General features: G+C 62.1%; 18 protein-coding genes. All 18 read left to right on the top strand.

Features of this window, described 5'->3' with window-relative positions; all coding sequences use genetic code 11:
• Nucleotide 1 precedes the first annotated feature (1 nt).
• The 18 genes from pilO2 to G453_RS22055 all read left to right on the top strand — a co-directional run bounded on the left by pilO2 (nucleotide 2) and on the right by G453_RS22055 (nucleotide 17,367).
• Nucleotides 2–1,258 carry a type 4b pilus protein PilO2 gene (gene pilO2 / locus G453_RS0103100; RefSeq protein ID WP_027189865.1) on the top strand — a complete coding sequence of 419 codons (1,257 nt, stop codon included), beginning with the start codon at nucleotides 2–4 and terminating at the stop codon, nucleotides 1,256–1,258.
• Nucleotides 1,242–1,895: a type IV pilus biogenesis protein PilP gene (pilP, locus tag G453_RS0103095; protein WP_027189864.1), complete on the top strand. Its 654-nt coding sequence runs from the start codon at nucleotides 1,242–1,244 to the stop codon at nucleotides 1,893–1,895. The genes pilO2 and pilP overlap by 17 nt, the downstream gene beginning before the upstream one ends.
• Nucleotides 1,896–1,907: 12 nt before the next feature.
• Nucleotides 1,908–3,452: an ATPase, T2SS/T4P/T4SS family gene (locus G453_RS0103090; protein WP_027189863.1), complete on the top strand. Its 1,545-nt coding sequence runs from the start codon at nucleotides 1,908–1,910 to the stop codon at nucleotides 3,450–3,452.
• A complete protein-coding gene (locus G453_RS0103085) occupies nucleotides 3,449–4,516 on the top strand; it encodes a type II secretion system F family protein (RefSeq protein WP_027189862.1) in 1,068 nt (355 codons plus the stop codon). The genes G453_RS0103090 and G453_RS0103085 overlap by 4 nt, the downstream gene beginning before the upstream one ends.
• Nucleotides 4,516–4,989: a type 4 pilus major pilin gene (locus tag G453_RS0103080; RefSeq protein WP_027189861.1), complete on the top strand. Its 474-nt coding sequence runs from the start codon at nucleotides 4,516–4,518 to the stop codon at nucleotides 4,987–4,989. Before G453_RS0103085 ends, G453_RS0103080 begins: the two co-directional genes overlap by 1 nt.
• Before the next feature lie 2 nt (nucleotides 4,990–4,991).
• The gene (locus G453_RS0103075; RefSeq protein ID WP_027189860.1) at nucleotides 4,992–6,017 is read left to right on the top strand and encodes an ATPase, T2SS/T4P/T4SS family; all 1,026 of its coding nucleotides are present in this window, start codon (nucleotides 4,992–4,994) and stop codon (nucleotides 6,015–6,017) included.
• A complete protein-coding gene (gene pilM / locus G453_RS0103070) occupies nucleotides 6,014–6,442 on the top strand; it encodes a type IV pilus biogenesis protein PilM (protein ID WP_027189859.1) in 429 nt (142 codons plus the stop codon). The genes G453_RS0103075 and pilM overlap by 4 nt, the downstream gene beginning before the upstream one ends.
• Nucleotides 6,442–7,551 carry a shufflon system plasmid conjugative transfer pilus tip adhesin PilV gene (gene pilV, locus G453_RS0103065; RefSeq protein WP_027189858.1) on the top strand — a complete coding sequence of 370 codons (1,110 nt, stop codon included), beginning with the start codon at nucleotides 6,442–6,444 and terminating at the stop codon, nucleotides 7,549–7,551. Before pilM ends, pilV begins: the two co-directional genes overlap by 1 nt.
• A 7-nt stretch (nucleotides 7,552–7,558) precedes the next feature.
• Nucleotides 7,559–8,770 (top strand): TrbI/VirB10 family protein, encoded by a 1,212-nt coding sequence (locus G453_RS0103060; RefSeq protein WP_027189857.1) that lies wholly within the window; start codon nucleotides 7,559–7,561, stop codon nucleotides 8,768–8,770.
• A 124-nt stretch (nucleotides 8,771–8,894) separates the two neighbouring features.
• Nucleotides 8,895–10,802 (top strand): type IV secretory system conjugative DNA transfer family protein, encoded by a 1,908-nt coding sequence (locus tag G453_RS0103055; RefSeq protein ID WP_235731680.1) that lies wholly within the window; start codon nucleotides 8,895–8,897, stop codon nucleotides 10,800–10,802.
• The gene (gene traF / locus G453_RS0103050) at nucleotides 10,799–11,323 is read left to right on the top strand and encodes a conjugative transfer signal peptidase TraF (RefSeq protein ID WP_027189855.1); all 525 of its coding nucleotides are present in this window, start codon (nucleotides 10,799–10,801) and stop codon (nucleotides 11,321–11,323) included. Before G453_RS0103055 ends, traF begins: the two co-directional genes overlap by 4 nt.
• Nucleotides 11,324–11,333: 10 nt before the next feature.
• On the top strand, nucleotides 11,334–11,522 hold the full coding sequence (locus G453_RS0103045; protein ID WP_027189854.1) for a hypothetical protein: 189 nt from the start codon (nucleotides 11,334–11,336) through the stop codon (nucleotides 11,520–11,522).
• On the top strand, nucleotides 11,512–13,869 hold the full coding sequence (locus tag G453_RS28705) for a zincin-like metallopeptidase domain-containing protein (protein ID WP_043644269.1): 2,358 nt from the start codon (nucleotides 11,512–11,514) through the stop codon (nucleotides 13,867–13,869). The genes G453_RS0103045 and G453_RS28705 overlap by 11 nt, the downstream gene beginning before the upstream one ends.
• A complete protein-coding gene (locus G453_RS22060; RefSeq protein WP_051271557.1) occupies nucleotides 13,866–14,489 on the top strand; it encodes a lytic transglycosylase domain-containing protein in 624 nt (207 codons plus the stop codon). Before G453_RS28705 ends, G453_RS22060 begins: the two co-directional genes overlap by 4 nt.
• A 2-nt stretch (nucleotides 14,490–14,491) precedes the next feature.
• On the top strand, nucleotides 14,492–15,190 hold the full coding sequence (locus G453_RS26970) for a phage tail protein (RefSeq protein ID WP_235731679.1): 699 nt from the start codon (nucleotides 14,492–14,494) through the stop codon (nucleotides 15,188–15,190).
• 140 nt (nucleotides 15,191–15,330) lie between these two features.
• Nucleotides 15,331–15,498, top strand: coding sequence for a hypothetical protein (locus G453_RS27730; protein WP_156920783.1), 168 nt, complete (start codon nucleotides 15,331–15,333; stop codon nucleotides 15,496–15,498).
• Nucleotides 15,499–15,698: 200 nt separating this feature from the next.
• A complete protein-coding gene (locus tag G453_RS0103025; protein WP_205620047.1) occupies nucleotides 15,699–16,064 on the top strand; it encodes a helix-turn-helix domain-containing protein in 366 nt (121 codons plus the stop codon).
• Nucleotides 16,054–17,367: a type II toxin-antitoxin system HipA family toxin gene (locus tag G453_RS22055; RefSeq protein ID WP_051271552.1), complete on the top strand. Its 1,314-nt coding sequence runs from the start codon at nucleotides 16,054–16,056 to the stop codon at nucleotides 17,365–17,367. The genes G453_RS0103025 and G453_RS22055 overlap by 11 nt, the downstream gene beginning before the upstream one ends.
• Nucleotides 17,368–17,803: the final 436 nt, after the last annotated feature.

Below are 17,803 nucleotides of genomic sequence, written 5' to 3'. Positions count from 1 at the left end.
AGTGCGCCGGGTTTCCATCCACAACAAGATCTGGGCCGTGGGCCTTCAGTGGTATTTGAGCAACGCCCGGCTGGGCGTGCCTGAGCTGCGCCGCCTGGCCCGGAAGGAAGATCCGAACCTTGACCTGGTGGCCTTCCGTCAACGCCAACATGCCTTTGGCGCGAGCCAGGGCGATGTTCGGGCCTGGCGTGGCGTGCGCGCCCTGGCGGCTTCGGTGAAGTTGGCCACGCCATCCTTTCTCGGGCTCTTCTGCCTGGAGGATGACGAAGGCTCGTACTGGTGGGTGTTCGCGCTGCACCAGGCGCTTGTGGTGGGCATGGGCGATCAGGTCTTCACAAGCCGTTCCGAAGCGGACTCGTGGATTCGGTCTCTTCGCGGCCTCATGGATGAGGACTTCGAGGATTCCGTGACGTGCGAGACCTTCCGGGAAAGCCTGGAATGGCTTTCCCCCCTTGTGCCTTCCATGCCGCTGTGGATCGCGGGCAAGCAGAGCGGCGCGCTGTTGCCGCTTCAGCCCGTGCCGTCCCAGCGGCGCAACCAGGTCATCGCCGGGATCGTGGTGCTCCTCCTGCTGTCGGGGGGATACGTGCTCAAGCTCTTCCTGGAACACCAGGCCGGAAAGCGGGCCGTGGAAGCTGCCAGGACGGCCATGCTGGACAAGGAGCAGCGGCGTCGGGAGATCATGGCCAATCCGGAAGCCCATTTCCAGCGCCCCTGGCTGGAAGCGCCGGATGTGGCGGAAAGCATCCAGTCCGGCATCACCGCCATCCTGGGACTCCCGCTGGTGGCCAGCGGATGGGTCCTGGAGACGGCAACCTTCGACGGCCAAGCCGTCACGGTCTCCTGGGGCCATCGCCCTGGGGCCGATTTCTCGCAGCTCCCGCCTGGGGCGCGCATCGAGAATCCTCAAAAGGCCGTGTCCCGCTTCCCGGCCGGGAAGGTGTCCAGGCTCCAGGGCGCGGCAGCCCTGCCCCCCCGCGAGGACTGCACCAGGCGCTTCTATCAAGGCACTCAACTCATGGGCGGACGTCTGAAGCTCCAGTTCCATGCGCAGGAGAAACGCGAAATCGAAGGCATCGAGGTGATCTCTCCCTGGCAAAAGGGCCAGTGGGAGCTTGTCGATGTTCCTGCCGCCGTCGTGCTCGATGCGTCGTTTCCCGAAGGGTTCACCGCAATGCCAGGGCTCATGTTGTCGAGCATCATCCAGGACAAAGGCTCCTGGTCGTTCAAGGGGTCTATCTATGCTGTTCCAAAATGACAGAAGGCGAATCGTCTGGGTCGTCGGCGGCGGGCTCGCCGTGCTGTCCCTCCTCTTCATGGGCCACATGGCTCTGAGCAAGTGGCTTGCGCCTCCAACGCCTCCGGTGCCGTTCGCCTCCAAGGCTCCCAAGGCATCCAGGCCGCCCGCAGCACAGGCCACCCAGGCGAAGGGCGCGGCGGAAAGCCAGGAGTCCGGGGCCAAGTCCGAGGGCCAGCCCTCAGCCCCTCCGACCCTGGGTGCTGCCGTTCCCGGTGTCCCCGTGGCCGGGAACCTGGCCATCATCACGACGCTTCGCGCCCAGCTCGAAGAGCTGCGCATCCAGGCGGCCATTGCGCAGGAACGCGAGAAGATGCTTCCCAAGCCTGTTGCCGTGTCAGCCGCGCAGCCCAAGACCCTCAACCTGCCTGAAATCCCCACGCCGCGACTCGAACACAAGCCCAGGCGGACATCGCCCGTGGTGGTGTCCGTCCAGGGCGTGGATGGCCAATCCACGGCAACGGTCAGGCTGCAATCGGGGGAGCTGGTTTCGGTCCGGCCCGGGGAACGTTTCAATGGCGGGGTGGTCAACTCCGTCAGCAGGAACGGCGTGACCATCCGGCGCGGCGGTGCGTCCACCACCCTGGCCTTCGAGTAGGGGGCCTGCACCATGGAACTTTCCACCTCCAGCTTCATCGAAGGGGTTCCCGAGGCAATGCGCGGCCGTGTCGCGTTGGTCGACGGCAAGCTGCACATGAGCGCCGAACTGAAGGGAAACCTGGAAATGGTCACGTTCGTGGGCATGATGCGCCGTCGCGGCATCATGTCCTACAAGTTCCATCCTCCTATGGTATTCGACACGAAGTATGCGAACTTCGCTTCCATCGCGGGACAGGGCGAGAACGAAGTACAGCAGTTCGCCATTGACCTCCTTGCCAAGGCCTACCTGACGAAGGCCACGGACATTCATATTGTGGACTTCGGTCCCTACTCGATGATCCTGTTCCGGATTCTGGGCATCCTCTCAGACTACACGCAGGTCGAAGGAGAGTTCGGCCGCCAACTCATCGCCTGCCTGTATCAGAAGCTGAGCCAGTCCGCCGATGCCTGCTTCAGCCCTTCCGAGCGCCAGGACGGCAGGATCGCCAAGCGGGACTACCTGCCGGTGCAGGTGCATTCGGTGCGCGTGCACAGCGAGCCCGTGGAATGCGCGATGGCGGTGAATGGCGTCGGCACGTCCATGGCGCTGCGGCTGCTCTACGACTCCACGTCGGCCACTGGCAGCCTCCATGAGCGGATGTCGCGGCTGGGCTTCACGCCGGAGCAGTGCGAGACCGCGCTCTATCTGACCAGGCGCACCGGGTTGACCATCATCTCCGGCCCCACCGGCCACGGGAAATCCACCCTGCTCAAGCACATCATGGAAGCCCAGGTAGAGCGCAACCCGGGCAAAGCGTACTTCTCGATCGAGGACCCGCCCGAGTACCCGCTCAAGGGCGTCCGGCAGGTGCTGATCTCCAGCAACAACAAGGGGCGGCGGGCGGATGCCTACCGCGACGCCATCGCGGGGGCCATGCGCTCCGATCCCGACGTGCTGATGATCGGCGAAATCCGCTACACCGAAGCGGCCATAGCCGCCATCGACGCGGCGCTGACCGGCCATGCCGTGTGGGCCACGATCCACGCCAACAACGCCTTCGGCATCATCCCGCGCATGGTCAGCACGCTGGCCACGCACTACCGCAATCCGCTGGAACAGCTCTGCGATCACAACGTGCTGGCCGGGCTGGAGTACCAGCGCCTGCTGCCGGTGCTCTGTCCCGAGTGCAAGGTCCGGCTGCTCGATCTTGAACCCGAAGAGCGGCGTCAGTACGTCCCAGAGGATGTCCAGGATCGGCTTCGCCGCGTGCTCGACGACCGCGAGGGCGTCTTCGTGCGGGGCGGCGGCTGCGAAGCCTGCTCCCATCGCGGGCTCGTGGGTCAGACCGTTGCGGCAGAGATCATCGCCACGGACCAAGAGATGCTCGGGTATTTGCGGAACGGGAAAACCCCGCGCGCGCACGAGTATTGGGTCAAGGAGAAAGGCGGACGTAGCTACGTCGAGCATGCGGTGGACCTGATCCAGTCCGGCCTGGTGGACCCGTACATCGCCGAAGAACGGCTGGGCGTCCCCCTGAACTTCACGCAGGTCTTCATCCAGGGAGGCCGGTCATGAGCCCCCTGACCGGCCTGCTGTGCCGGTTGAGCTTCAATTCCGCCGTGCGCATGCGCACGTGGAAAAAGTTGGCGGCTCAGACCCGCCATGGGCTCAACCTGGATCAGAGTCTCAGGCAGATGCAGCACCGGGCCATGCTCAAACGCTCGTTCACGGCCACGGTCTATTCCCGCGTTCTCGAATACCTGGGCCTGGGGCACAACCTGGGCGCAAGCCTGACGGGGTTCGCCTCACCGGAAGAGGTCATGCTCATCAGCTCCGGCCAGCGCTCGGGGAATTTGCCGGAAGGCCTGGAGCTGGCGGCGAGCCTCCTGGCCGCCCGGCGCTCCATCCTCCGGGCCGTGACCTCCGCCCTGGCGTACCCGGCTTTCCTCCTGGTCATGTGCGTGGTGGTGCTCCTCATCGTCTCCATCATGGTCATGCCGAAGTTTGCCATGCTCTCGGACCCGACCGCCTGGCAGGGAGTGGCGGCGCTTCTCTACGGGGCGACCTCATTCGTGACGTCCCCCCTGGGGGTGGCCACCCTGCTGGTCCTGCTCGGCTCCCTTGCGGCCGCGCTGTTCACCCTGCCTCTGTGGACCGGCAGGCTCCGGTTGTCCGTCGAAAAGCTCCCGCCCTGGTCCATCTACAGGCTCACCGTGGGCTGCGTATGGCTGTTCACGGTGGCCACGCTCATGCGCTCGGGCATGCAGCTCACGCACATTTTGGAGAACATGCTCAACGCGGATCATGTGACGGCCTACCTCCGTGAACGGATCATGGCCATCGCACTGGAGACGGGCACAGGCAAGAACTTCGGCGAGGCCCTGCACGATTGCGGCATGGAATTCCCGGACTCCGAGATGGTGGACGATCTGCGCGTCTACGCCTCGCTCCCTGGCTTCCACAAGAAAATGCACGAGTTAGCCGCCGAATGGATGGAGGATGGCGTGGAACTCGTGAAGCAGCAGGCGCGGGTTCTCAACGTCCTGGCCATCGTCGTCCTGACCGGCCTTGTGAGTCTCATCGCGGCGGCCATCGGTTCACTCCAATCCCAACTTCTTCCTTCCGGAGGCTCTTTCTAATGACCCTTCTCGAAACCCTCGGTGCGATCCTCGTGGGCCTCATCATCCTGGCCGGTGCGGCTCTTGGCCTGAATGCGGCGTTCTCGAACTCGAAGCTGGGCGAGACCGAACAGAACCTCATCACCATGCGGATGCAGATTCAGCAGATGTTCTCGGGCAGCTCGGACTACACCGGCCTGGACAACGAACTGGCGCTCCAGGCCGGGCTGGTACCCAAGCCGTTCATCAAGGGCTCGTCCATACGGAACTCCTTCGGCGGTGACATCACGCTGGCTCCAGTGACGGGTTCCAGCGCGTTCTCCATCACGCTGACCTCCATCCCGCAGGACGAATGCACCAAGCTGGCCAAGTTCCAGACCGACGCCTGGCTCTCGGTGAACGTCAACGGCACGGATACGACGGGCGGATCTGTGGCCGACATCGTGACCGCCTGTTCCTCGTCCAGCAACACCATCACCTTTACCGCGAGGTAGCCATGCAGTTGGGGGACCTGGTGTTTTCGGACCTCCTCCTTCTTCCGGACGGCAGCGCGCGGCTCAAGGGGTGCCCGGGCAGCGGGCAACAGCTGGTGGCGTTGCCTGAGGACTTCGAAGGGGAGATTCTCGATCTCCCCAAGCGGCTCATGGACGCCTTTTTGTCCATGCGCGAACTGGACCCAGCTACCGGTCTGCGGGTCGGCAGGTCCACGATCCGCTTCCAGCACGGCGGCGTTCACTACCGCGTTGCGGACTTCCAGGATGTGGACGGCGGGCGAACCTGGTTCCTGCGCCGCCTGCCCGGCACGGTGCCTGACCTGGACTCGCTCGGGCTGCCTCCCTTCCTCTGCGAGTGGCTGCTGATGCCCAATCAGCGCCACGGGCTGGTGCTGGTGGCCGGTGCCCAAGCCAGCGGCAAGACCACCACTGCCAGCGCCCTGGTAGCCGCCAGGCTGAGGCGGTTTGGCGGCCACGGGGTGACCTTCGAGAATCCGGCGGAGCTGCCCCTGGGCGGAAGCTGGGGGGAACACGGCCACTGCTTCCAGACGGAAATCCACGGCGAGCACCAGCTGGCCGCGCACATCGAGCGAGCGCACCTCTACGCCAGCCCGAACGTAATCTTCATCGGGGAGATTCATACCAAATACGCGGCCATCGAATCGCTCCGGGTGGCCCTGGGCTCCCGGCAGCAGCTCGTGGTGGCCACCATCCACGGGTTTGATGTCCTGGCCGCCCTGGAGCGCCTCATCAACTGGGCTCAGGAGATCGACCGGGCCAACGCCTGTGAAAACCTAGCCAACAGCCTGCTGGCGATCATCCTGCAGGACCTCGAATGCGAGGAGCGGTTGCACAAGGTGCCGCAATGCCTCCTGCTCCCCTTTCCCTACGATGGGCAGCCCACGGACAGCCTCACGCGAACGAAAGGCATCCGGGCGAAATTGCGGGAAAACCAGCTCCATCCGCTCAACGACGACATGCGCCAGCTCAGGAACCTGATCAAGGACAACGGGTTGAAGGTTCTATGAAAGCCTTTGTCGTTCTCACATTCCTACTGGGCGTCATGGCGATGATCCGCTTCGTCCCGATGGAGCCCGTGGACACGCAGCGGGCTCGGGCCATCGCAGTGAACTACGCCGCCTACCGCAACGCGGTCTATCTCCACGTGTTCAACGGCAATAAGTCGTCCGGCAGCATCGACGCCGCATCCCTGAACCTCCCTGCCGGGTTCGCCCTGCTGCGCTCCTGGCAGGCCCGGATCGATGCCGGGTGCCTCTACGTCTGGGGGCCTGCCTCCTCCGAGGAGATCGAGGCGACTCGTGACCTCTTCTGGGGCAGCCAAGCCGTGGGGCGCGCCGACGGTGGCAAGCTCGAACCCGGGCACGGGGGCACGACTCCCGTGCCGTCCTTCGTTCCTGACGGGTCCCTCGTCAGTGTGGTGGGGATCGAGTGATGAAACTGATCGAAGTAATCGGCGGGATCGTCGTGCTGTTCATCCTGCTGCCGTCCCTGGCCAACCTCTGGATGATGGGTTCCGAGGAGATGGAGAAGCGCCAGGCGGCGGATCAGCTCATGCAGGTGAGCCGGGCGGCCGCCGCCTACGTGCGCAAGCACCAGACGACCTTGCTGGGCCAGACCTCGGCTTCAAGCGGCCCTGTCATCACCACCGGCCCGCTCGTCACGGAAGAGTTTCTCCCGGCCGGATTCCAGGGGCACAACGTCTGGGGGCAGACCTACCAAATCCACTTCCGGCAGCCGACCATCAACACAATCCAGGCCGTGGTGCTGACCACAGGCGGGCGTGGCCACGAAACCGCGCGGCCAAAGTTCGGCACGGCCGTCGTGCCTTCGGCAGCCTCTATGGCGGGCGGCTCCGGAGCGTTCATCCCCACGGGCGACGTTCCCGGGCAGGCTGCCGGGACGCTTCGTGGCGCATTCGGAGGGTGGAGCATCGACCTGGCCAGCCTGGGGATCGCATCCCCGGGGGCTGGCCACCTCGGGGGGCTCTCCACGTTCGATTCCACCAGCCTCGGCCAGGATTTCCTCTACCGGGTGTCCGTGCCAGGGCACGCGGAACTCAACGCCATGCAGACGGAACTGGACATGACGGACCACGCCATCCGGAACGTCCAGGAGGTGCAGTTCACCGCCCGGGCGCTGGGCACGGAAACCTGCGATGCGGACACGGAGGGCCTGGTTTTCCTGGATGTGAACCAGGGCCTGTACATCTGTCGCAACGGGAAAATGGAAGTCCTGGCTGATACGGGCAACAGCACGCTGTTCAAGAGCGCCACCCTGGCAAAGGATGGCGATCTCGTCACGAAGCCCGTTTGCCCTCCCGGGACCAGCACGGTTCCGGAAATCTTCGTGGCTCCTTCCATCGTGTCCGCAGGTGCCGAGGCTCCCCCGCTCACGGCGTTCCAGGCCTGGGCCACAAGCGTCAGCACGACGCAGTGGCGCGTGAATCTGCGCATCCTGACTACTGACGACAACCTGAGCTGGGTCAATCCTGCGTCGGATTACGCCCGAATCATCGTGTGCACCACGTGCGCCAAAGAATGAGGTGAGCATGGCCAACGATCCCAATGAATTCATCCAGCCCGTGACGCTGCGGAAATGGCCAGCCTATGCGGTGATCGCCGTTGTTGTCGTAGCTCTCTCGGTCGTGGCCTATTCGATCCACTGGTCCCGGTCTAGCGGCAAGGAGGAGAAAGCCAAGCCGCAAGTGATCCTGCGCGACGACAAGCCCCTGGTGAGCGAGGGAGGCATGGGCCTGGCCACGCCGCTACCGCCTCTCCCCGCGTCGAAGAAGGAGTCCCCGGAGATTCCGCCCATCGTTGTTGTCACGAGCAATGAACCTCCGGAACTCAGGCGGGAACGTGAAGAACTGCGCCGCCAGAAGCACCAGGCCGCCATGACGGCCCTGGCGTCGCCCATGGTCATCCACAAGGGCAAGGACGATGCGGGAGCCAAGGCGGTCGTAAGCCAAGCGGGCGCAAAGGAAGGCGAGGCCCGGGATTCCCGTGGAGCCCCCCAGTCGGATCGCCTCTCTGCGGCCCTGACCCGCGAGGGCGATTACAACCCAGCCTCCGACAAGGACAAGGAGGCATTTCTCGAACGCTCCAAGGCCTCGGACCGGCAGTGGCAGGCTTCGAGCGTGCGCATGGCCGGGCAGCCCTTCGAGGTCAAGACCGGCTCGGTCATCCCGGCTGTGATGGTCGGGGGCATCAGCTCGGACCTCCCCGGGCAGATCATCGCCCAGGTGTCCCAGAACGTCTTCGACACGGCCGATGGCCGCCACCTGCTCATCCCCCAGGGCTCGAAGCTCTACGGCGTCTACGATTCCAGGATCGTCTACGGTCAGTCCCGCGTGCTGGTGGCCTGGAACCGGATCATCTTCCCGGACGGGTCTGCCATCACGCTGGGATCCATGCCCGGCACGGACTCGGCGGGATTCGGCGGTTTCGAGGACCAGGCGAACAACCACTACTTCCGCATCTTCGGCACGGCCCTGCTCATGTCGCTCATCACGGGCGGAACCGCCTGGGCAGTGGACACCGTTACGCCAACCACCAGCGCCAGCGGGCTCACGGGGAACGCCTCCCCCTCCTTTCAGCAGCAGATGACGTCCGCTCTGGCCACCCAGCTCGGGCAGACGACCGCGCAGGTGCTCTCCAAAGGCATGAACGTCAATCCCACGCTCGAAATCCGGCCGGGCTATCGCTTCAACGTCGTGGTCACCAAAGACCTGGTTTTCACGGAGCCCTATCGGGATCTGTAAAGAAGAGTGGAAAGAACGAAAGCAAGAAATCGTGTTGAGTCGAAAGGAAGATGTCGTGAAGAAACAACAGTACGGCCTTGGAGGGTCAGGCAGCACAAGAGACGCTTTCCGGTGGGGATACTTAGTGTTCAGCCTGCTCCTGGCACTGGGGTCGATGATCCTGGCCACCCAGCAGGTTGCGGCCTATTTCGGCTACCAGCAAGCCCTGGGGCAGCCCTTGGCTGTCCTGGGCGGCGTGGCCTGGTACGCACCCTGGAAGATCTTTGAGTGGCATTCCCTGGGAAACCAGCACGAGGCCGTTCGCCAGTCGGTGTTCCACGGCCAGATGCTGTTCGTCGCTCCTCAGATGCTCATCTTGGGTTTCGCCCTCCTGAGGGCGCGCAAGCCCAAAGGGCACAGTGACCTGCACGGTTCAGCGCGATGGGCCTCCGGAAAGGACATCAAGCGGATGGGCCTCTTGCGGGGCAAGGGGGTCTACGTCGGCGGATGGGTCCAGCGCCACGAAGGCCTTCGGGCGTTCCTGAGGAATTTCCGGAGTCAGCCCCTGGAGGTCCACCGGTACCTGCGCCACGACGGGCCGGAACACATGCTGCTCTATGCGCCCACCAGGTCGGGCAAGGGCGTGGGCATCATCCTGCCCACCCTGTTGTCCTATCCCGAATCCGTGGTGGTGCTCGACATCAAGGGAGAAAACTGGGCTCTCACGTCCGGGTGGCGGTTCTCGCAAGGGCATAAGGTATTCCGGTTCGATCCCTCCGACGCCAGCGGCAAGTCGGCCTGCTTCAACCCGCTGGAGGAAGTCCGGCTGGACTCCCTTTCGGCCATCCCGGATGTCCAGAATATCGCTACCATGATCGTGGACCCGGAGGGCAAAGGCCTCCAGGACCATTGGAGCAAGGCTGCGTTTGCCTTCATCGCGGGAGTGCTCATGCATTGCCTTGTGATGATCCGCTTCACGCAGAAGCGCACGGCCACGCTGAACGATCTCGGAAACATGCTGGCCGACGCCAAAAAGACCATCGACAAGCTCTTCCAGGAGATGCTCGAAACGCCCCATGCGGAGTACGTGACGAAAAGCTTCCCCAACGGCACTACCGGCGGCGACCACATCCACAACTTCATCGCCAGCTCGGCCCGGGAGATGCTGAACAAGGCTCCCAACGAAAGTTCCGGCGTCGTCAGCTCCGCCCTGGTCAACCTGGCCCTCTACCGTGATCCCGTGGTGGCCATGAACACGGCCCGGTCCGACTTCCGCGTTCAGGACCTCATGCACCTACCCGTCCCGGCCAGCCTGTACCTGGTCGTGAGCCCGGCGGACATCAACCGCGTCCGGCCACTGATCCGGCTCATCCTAAACCTTATCATCTCCCGAATCTGCGAACGCATGGAGTTCGAGAACGGCGTCCAGGCCAAGCCTCCCCGCCGCCTGCTGATGCTCCTGGATGAGTTCACGTCCATCGGCAAGATGGACATCGTCAACCGGTCCATCGCCTACGCGGCCGGGTACGGCATCAGTTACCTGCTCGTGATCCAGAACGTCGAGCAGCTCAACGACACCTACGGCAAAGAGAACGGCATCAAGGGCAACTGCCACATCCGGATCGCCTACGCGCCGAACACCCTGGAAACGGCCAAGGAACTCTCGGAGATGACGGGCAAGACTACCGTCCTGACCCAGAAGACTTCCGTGTCCGGGGCTCGCAGCGGCCACCTCAAAAACGCCTCGGTGAGCATCTCGGAAACTGCGCGGGCGTTGTTGACCCCTGACGAGTGCATGCGCCTTCCCGGACTCCAGAAGGAGGGGGAAAAGGCGACGAAGCCCGGCGACATGCTGATCTTCGTGGCCGGGCGCTCGCCCATCTACGGACGGCAGATTCTCTACTTCCTGGACCCCGTGTTTTCCGAACGGGCCAGGACCGCGCCCCTTGATCCCGCTGAATCCCCTTCACACGGGCCACATCCGGAGAAAATGCCGCCGCCAGCAGGGAAAACCTACGCCGACTATCTGAAACAGCAGGAGAAGGCAGGATGAAGAAACTCGTGGGGCTGTTCGTGGTCCTGATGCTGTCGATCGCGGCGCTCCTCTTCCTGGAGGGCTTCCGCTTCAACGCGACGGCCTCCATGCCCAGGGGCATCTATCAGCTCATCGTCGGCACGGCGTCGTTCCAGCACGGCGATCTGGTTAGCCTGTGTCTTGACGTGGAGCCCTTCGCCACGCTTGCCCGGGACCGGGATTATCTGCGCCCGGGTTCCTGCCCGGATGGCCTCCAGCCCCTGCTCAAGGTCGTGGCCGGGCTTCCCGGCGACATCCTGGAGATCGATCCGGACGGCATCCGGATAAACGGGCGGTTGCAGCCAGGCACCAGAATAGCCGTGGCGGACAGCCACGCACGCCCCATGCCCGAGTCTCTCCTGGCTGCGGGCACGATCTCCGAGGGCATGGCCCTCGTGCTCTCCGGGGAGCACCCCGGGTCTTTCGACGGCCGGTATTTCGGCCTGGTTCCCCTGGCCTCGCTCAAGAGGGTCAGGTCTATCCGTATTTTCACCCCTTAGGAGAAGTATCATGGAAAAAGAGTATCTGACGGCGGCCGCCCGGGCGGTGGATGTTCAAGCCTCCGAAACTCCGAACCTCGGCATCCCGGTCGATCCCGAAGTGGCGGAATTCATGGGCGCGTTCCAGGAACAGGCGGTCACCCTGGACGACCTGGACGCCATGCTCTTCGACGAAGGGGGTGACGGCCATGGCCGTTGAGGCGGTTGCCCGCAAACCGCTCCACGAGGTGTTCGCCGAACAGATCATCGAGGACCTCAAGCTGGGTGTGGCCCCCTGGCAAAAGCCTTGGCTCCCGGGGCAGCTCTATTCCCCCATGAACCCCGTGTCCGGCACAATATACAGCGGCATCAACCGTTTGATGCTCTCGCGCAAGGGGTATGCCGATCCCCGGTGGATGACCCTGCGGCAGGCGAACTCAATAGATTGCCGCGTCCGCAAGGGGGAGAAGTCCCAGCCGATCGTTTTCTGGCAGTTCACCAAGGATGTCCCGGCCACGGATGACCAGGGCAAGCCTGTCCTGGATGCCGATGGCAAGCAGGTCATGGAAACTGTTCAGCTGGCCAGGCCCATTGTCCGGTTCTCGTCGGTCTTCCATGTCAGCCAGTTCGAAGGAAATGTTCCGTCACTGGACGTTTCGACGCTCGTCCGGACCTGGGACCCGGACGAGAAAGCTGAAGCCATCCTGGCAAATTCCGGCGCGGTCATCAGGCACAACCAGCGCAACCGGGCATTCTACAGCCCGGCCAAGGACGAAATCTGTCTTCCTCCCATGGAGCGGTTCCCCACGCCCGGGAATTACTATTCCACCGCGCTGCATGAGCTTGGCCACTGGACAGGGCACGAGTCGCGCATGGCGCGCGAATTCGGCCCCTTCGGGTCCGAGGTCTACGCCAGGGAGGAACTGAGGGCGGAGATCGCATCCTGGATGCTCGGCCAGGATTTGGGCATCGGCCACGACCCTGGCCAGCACCTTTCCTACGTGAATTCTTGGATCAAGGTGCTGGAGCAGGACCCCTATGAAATCGTCCGGGCCTGCCGGGACGCTGAAAGGATCAAAGACTACGTGCTCGTCATGGAACACGAGCAGGAACTCGGCAAAGGCCAGGAAGCGGCTTCACCAAACCTCTCCCTGCCCGAAGGCTGGAGTGAGTCCAGGCCCGGCGGCCTGGCGACGAACAAAGACCCAGTCAAAGGCGGCATCGTGGACAAGGTCATGCTGTCCACACCGGATGAGTGGTTCGCCATCCCCAATGACGATGGCCTCCTTGCGCAGTTTAAAGACAAGTTCTTCTCGTCCCGCGCAGAAGCCTTTGCCGCCCTCAAGCATGCCGTGGAGCAGTCCCGGGATGGCATTACCCGTGATGACGATCCCTCCAAAGAACCCGCCGCGCCATCCCAAACGGCTACTGGGAAGGTGTTCCTGGCCGTGCCCTTCCGTGAAAAGAACCTAGCCAAGGCTGCCGGGGCCAAGTGGGACGTGGAGGCCAAAATGTGGTACGCTCCCGAAGGGGCCGACCTGGACAAGCTCAAAAGCTGGCTCTCCAAGGACAAGGCCCCCGCTCCGCATAAGTCCATGCCGCCCGTCGAGGAGTTCGCCCAGGCCCTGCGCGCGGCCGGGCTCGACCTCAAGGGCCAGTCCCCCATCATGGATGGCAAGATTCATCGTGTGCCCGTCCTGGGCGGCAAACCCCAGGCCCGGGACGGGGCCTATCAGGGACACCTCGATGGCGTTCCCAACGGGTGGTATCAGAACTACCTCACCGGCGAGAAAACGAGGTGGAAGGCCACCGGCCATACACTGACCCTGGAGCAGAAGGCCGTCCTGCGGCAGGAAGCGGAACAGCGCCTCCAGCAGCGGGAGCGCGAGCGCGTGGAGCTTCAGGACCAGGTGGCCCGCATGTGCGCGGACAACTTCCACATCCTGCCGCCCATCAGGCCCATGGCGGCCATCAGCAACCCCTATCTGCTCCGCAAGGGCATCCTGCCGCTCGGGGACATCAAGGAATCGTCCGACTCCACGGTGCTCCTGATCCCTCTTTACAATGCGGAGGGCCAGCTCAGAAACGTCCAGGAAATCGATTGGGGGGGCACGAAGCGTTTCCAGGCAGGGGCCGAGAAAAAGGGGTGTTTCTGCCTAGTGGACCAGGAGAAAAAGCTGGAACAGGGTGAAATCCTCCTCGCCGAAGGCTACGCCACGGGCGTCAGCCTGCATATGGCAACCGGCAAGCCCGTGGCTGTGGCCTTCGATGCCGGGAACCTGGAGCCGGTCGCCCGGAACCTTCGGGAGAAATTCCCCATGGCCAAGATCGTGGTCTGCGCCGACAACGATCATGCCCGGGAGCACGGCAACATCGGCGTGGAGAAGGCCAAACAAACCGCCCAGGCCGTGGGCGGCTGCGTTATTGTGCCCGAGTTCACCAAGGAGGAACGGGTGGCGGGCCTGACCGACTGGAACGACGTCCACGGCAGCCGTGGCCTGGATGAGGTGGCCCGACAGCTGGATCGCGGCCTGTCCAGGGAGAAGTGCCAGGGGATGGAGCGATGAGGCTAGCCTTCGCCGTCGCGTTCTTCCTCATGACGTGCAACCAGGTCCTGGCCAGCCAGGACCTGGACGCCCTCTTCGACGCCCCCTGCGAACGCTATGGGGTCCCGAAGGCCCTGGCCCTGGCCATCGCCAGCCATGAGAGCGGCATGGGGCCGTGGGCAATGAACATCGAGGGCCGGACCGTGTTGCATGCCGACCGGGAGCAGGCCCTGGCGCTCAGTCAGGCCTGCCTCATGCGGGGCCTCTCATTCGACATCGGGGTCATGCAGGTCAACTCGCAGTGGCTGCGGCGCTACAAGCTTCCGCTGGACGTGGTGTTCGGTCCTCGCGGCAACATCCAGGTGGGCGTCTGGATTCTCGCGCAATGCATCAAGCGTCACGGCCTGACCTGGCAGGCCGTGGCCGCCTACCACACGCCCGTCGAACGCAATCCGGATCGCGGCCGGGCCTATGCCGTGGCCGTCCTGGACCGTATGCGCCGGATGAACGCCTCTCCTTCCTCATCCGCGCCCACTCCTGTCGTCGAACAAAGCCGTCCCGCAAACCAAGCCGTGGCGCAAGCGCCGATGCTGGTGAAGCGGTTCCGGGAAGTGGCCAGCAATGAACGGATCGTGAGGTGACCATGAAGTTGGTGATGAAGATTCGCCGCGCTCTGCGCTTTGCGGTCCTGGGCATGTGGCTGGTGACGGCTGGCCCGGTCCTGGCTGTCGACGCCACCAGCTTCGACCCAATGACGGTCGCTATCACCAGCCAAAGCACCATAGCCGTGGGAACGGTGGTCGCGTGGCCATCCGGCTCCAACCCGGCAGATATAGGCAAATGGCTGGAGTGCAACGGTCAGGCAGTCCCCGCTGGCAGCCAGTATGATCGCCTTCGTGCCGTTCTGGGTGGACAGCCAATCCCGAACTATAATGGCCAGTTCCTGCGCGGCACGACCACGGCAGGACTTGTCGGTACTCAAGTATCTGACACCATCAAGTCACATACCGTGTCCGTCCCTGGGCAAAACGCTCCTGTCAGTGGGGGGCTGAATTCGACCTCTTTGAGTGGATCGGCGTCATCCCAGACATATTGGTTTACGCAGACCGTAGTTAATACTGGAGGTGATTATACCGGTGGCGGCGGCATGGGGGCTGTTACAGGTGCAAACTACAACACTGAAACTCGTTCAACATCAGGCGGATCAATTTCCGGGTCGCTCAACAGCGGGTCGTTGACGGGAACGGCCTACGTAAGCGCTCAAACCGGAACATACAGTGGTGGTTCGGAAACAGCGCCGGTTCACACGAGAGTGCGTTATCTCATCCGCTCGATCCTCTGAGTGAAGGAGTATCTGTGGTCGTAAATACGTTGCGGAGGACCTTCCAGGGTCCGTTCCTTGCCTTGGATGAGTTGAGGGTCGGTCGGTCATTTTTGCTTCTGGAGATGACGGCAAGCGATCAGCTGCTTGTTGCGGAAGTGATGTTGCGCGAAGTTCGGAACGATGCCCAGGCTGTCGATCTGGCCATGTTCATCGCCTACTCCACTGACGGTCAGGCTCTGCCTCCGGGTGACACCATCGAGCGCCATGTGGACTTGGCCAACTGCGACAGGACGAACTGGACCCTCGCGAAGATCCATTACTATTAGTCCCATTATGAGACAGTTTGCTCATTGGCGCCGGTCAGGCTCCTTGCCTGCGACTTGCAAACCTAGCGGACTTTGTCCCAACGGCATGAGGCCTGAGATTTCAGGGAGGAGACCGGTATGTCTCCTGGAGCTTCCCATGGGACAGCCGAGCTTGCTTCGTGAAAATTTGTGCTTAATAAATATTGCACGAAGCCAATCATATGTATTATTTATTAGGCATGAGCAAGCGAACAATGGCAAAAGAGGCCCTCCCTGCTTCAGCTGCGAACGCCCTGGCCAAGCTTGGCCAAGATATCCGGGCTGCCCGAGTGCGGCGGGGAATTACCGCAGCAGAGCTGGCTGAAAGAGCTTTTATCAGCCGTCTTACTATCACGAGACTGGAAAAGGGTCACCCTGGTGTGTCCCTTGGGGTTCTGGCCCATGTGCTTTGGGTCCTGGAACTGGAAGGGAACCTGGGAGCGCTCGCTGATCCGCAAAACGATCGGCTTGGAACGCTCCTGGCCGTGGATGCGTTGCCTAAATACGTGAGAAAGAAGGACGGAGACGATAAACTCTATGACATCTGACAGAGAAAACGCGGTCGTTTTTGTTTCGCTCACCGGCGTGGGATATGTTCCGGCTGGAGTGCTCACTTACATTCCCAAAACGGATCAATACATCTTTGGATATGGCCGCAGATACCTTGAGCGTGAAGACGCGGTACCCCTTGATCCAGTCTTGTTGCCCCTAAGGCTCAAAGGGTCCCTGACTTTTCGCACCAAGGAAGGTCTTCCGAACGTGTTCCGGGATGCTTCGCCCGACTCCTGGGCTCGGAAGATTCTCTCGATCTATGCCCCACGTCATCCCGACACCATGACCCAGTTTGAATTGCTCACGGCCGTGCATGAGCCACTGCGGACCGGAGGCATGGCTTTCGGGCCAGACGCTTCCGGGCCGCGTTCCATGGCGGACTGGCACGACGGACCGCCTCTTATGAGGCCTGTTTCAGACCTGGAGAAGATGGCTCATCTTGTTCGACTCGTTGAGAAGCACGCTCAGGACGATACCCTACCGGCGCTCCGGCAGGAGCTTTCGGACCCAATCATGAAAGCCATGGCTTTCAGCTTCTCGGCTTTAGGGGGCAGCCGACCTAAAGCATTCTATCGTTCCAACGACGGTAGGGAGTGGATCGCCAAGTTCCCCAAGCTTGGAGATGCGTGGAATGACCCCAGAATAGAGTTTGCTACGATGAACTTGGCCAAACGCTGCGGAATTGAAACCGCTAATACATCGATGATCAACGTCAATAATTATATTGATGTCCTTCTCGTGCAGCGATTTGACAGGGACAACATGGGCATCCCGAAGCATTTTATTTCAGGGTTTACACTGGGCAATTTGCCACTAGAAGGTGATTGGAAGAGTTATCAACACCTTTCCGAGACTGCCAGGCGTCATGGAAATGTCAAAGTTGGCGGGGAATTGTTCAAGAGAATGGCGTTTAACGTTCTCTGCTCCAACAGGGATGACCACCCAAAGCAGCAATCTTTTTTTGTGGAGCGTACTCATGTGGCCATTACTCCAGCGTATGACATCACTCCGGCATACATCGCCAACAACTCCAACGAATACGATCTTGCCCTTGCCTGCGGAAAGCAAAAGAACCCGAAGGCAGCGACTCTTGAGAACATTTTGAGTTGGACGGAGCCTTTTGGCCTTCGGCGCGAAGAAGCCCGAGCCATCCTCAACGATATGCTAAGCATCACGAGACAGTGGCGGGAGTTTTTTTTCGAACTCGGAGTGTCCTCAAAAGATATCGAGGAAGTCGCTTGCAGGTTCATTCAGGCTGAACGGGAACTTCCAACGCTGGCACATGGCTTGGAACGATGACCCTCCACAGGTTTACCGAAAGCATCCCGCCGACGCCATAGAGATTCATGCTGTCTTTCGGGAATGGATGGATCTTGTCGGCGATCTCGCCGCCCCAAGGGGAGACCACTGCGTAATTCGTTGTAACGTGTTCCATCTCCCCCCTGGTAAATCAATTGGGGGTCGGATTTCTGTTTCAACGCCAGATTGTGCCCTCATTTGCCCTTAGGTGGGGCAGATCGGCGCACTCCAAGCGCCCCCCCGCCTAGTTGACCATTGCCCAACACTTTTTCAGGTTGAAGGCCATCTCTCGACTTCTCCTTGCGATTCTCCAGGCAATTGTGAAATCTATAATTTGGCTCTTCTGACATCGACACGAATGTCGCCGAATTTGAACAGTAAAATAGGGGATTTCACAGGTAACGGTACTGGTGTTGCCCTTAAGATAAATGGGTGG

It is taken from the genome of Fundidesulfovibrio putealis DSM 16056, from assembly GCF_000429325.1.
Lineage (GTDB): Bacteria > Desulfobacterota > Desulfovibrionia > Desulfovibrionales > Desulfovibrionaceae > Fundidesulfovibrio > Fundidesulfovibrio putealis.
Note: the sequence above shows the minus strand (reverse complement) of the source record. Positions and strands in the feature narration are given on the sequence as shown.

Excerpts from the sequence above, each read along its gene's own strand:
- pilP (WP_027189864.1), top strand. The coding sequence starts at position 1,242 with ATGCTGTTCCAAAATGACAGAAGGCGAATCGTCTGGGTCGTCGGCGGC.
- G453_RS0103090 (WP_027189863.1), top strand. The coding sequence starts at position 1,908 with ATGGAACTTTCCACCTCCAGCTTCATCGAAGGGGTTCCCGAGGCAATG.
- G453_RS0103085 (WP_027189862.1), top strand. The coding sequence starts at position 3,449 with ATGAGCCCCCTGACCGGCCTGCTGTGCCGGTTGAGCTTCAATTCCGCC.
- G453_RS0103080 (WP_027189861.1), top strand. The coding sequence starts at position 4,516 with ATGACCCTTCTCGAAACCCTCGGTGCGATCCTCGTGGGCCTCATCATC.
- G453_RS0103075 (WP_027189860.1), top strand. The coding sequence starts at position 4,992 with ATGCAGTTGGGGGACCTGGTGTTTTCGGACCTCCTCCTTCTTCCGGAC.
- pilM (WP_027189859.1), top strand. The coding sequence starts at position 6,014 with ATGAAAGCCTTTGTCGTTCTCACATTCCTACTGGGCGTCATGGCGATG.
- pilV (WP_027189858.1), top strand. The coding sequence starts at position 6,442 with ATGAAACTGATCGAAGTAATCGGCGGGATCGTCGTGCTGTTCATCCTG.
- G453_RS0103060 (WP_027189857.1), top strand. The coding sequence starts at position 7,559 with ATGGCCAACGATCCCAATGAATTCATCCAGCCCGTGACGCTGCGGAAA.
- traF (WP_027189855.1), top strand. The coding sequence starts at position 10,799 with ATGAAGAAACTCGTGGGGCTGTTCGTGGTCCTGATGCTGTCGATCGCG.
- G453_RS0103045 (WP_027189854.1), top strand. The coding sequence starts at position 11,334 with ATGGAAAAAGAGTATCTGACGGCGGCCGCCCGGGCGGTGGATGTTCAA.
- G453_RS28705 (WP_043644269.1), top strand. The coding sequence starts at position 11,512 with ATGGCCGTTGAGGCGGTTGCCCGCAAACCGCTCCACGAGGTGTTCGCC.
- G453_RS22060 (WP_051271557.1), top strand. The coding sequence starts at position 13,866 with ATGAGGCTAGCCTTCGCCGTCGCGTTCTTCCTCATGACGTGCAACCAG.
- G453_RS26970 (WP_235731679.1), top strand. The coding sequence starts at position 14,492 with ATGAAGTTGGTGATGAAGATTCGCCGCGCTCTGCGCTTTGCGGTCCTG.
- G453_RS27730 (WP_156920783.1), top strand. The coding sequence starts at position 15,331 with ATGTTGCGCGAAGTTCGGAACGATGCCCAGGCTGTCGATCTGGCCATG.
- G453_RS0103025 (WP_205620047.1), top strand. The coding sequence starts at position 15,699 with ATGTATTATTTATTAGGCATGAGCAAGCGAACAATGGCAAAAGAGGCC.
- G453_RS22055 (WP_051271552.1), top strand. The coding sequence starts at position 16,054 with ATGACATCTGACAGAGAAAACGCGGTCGTTTTTGTTTCGCTCACCGGC.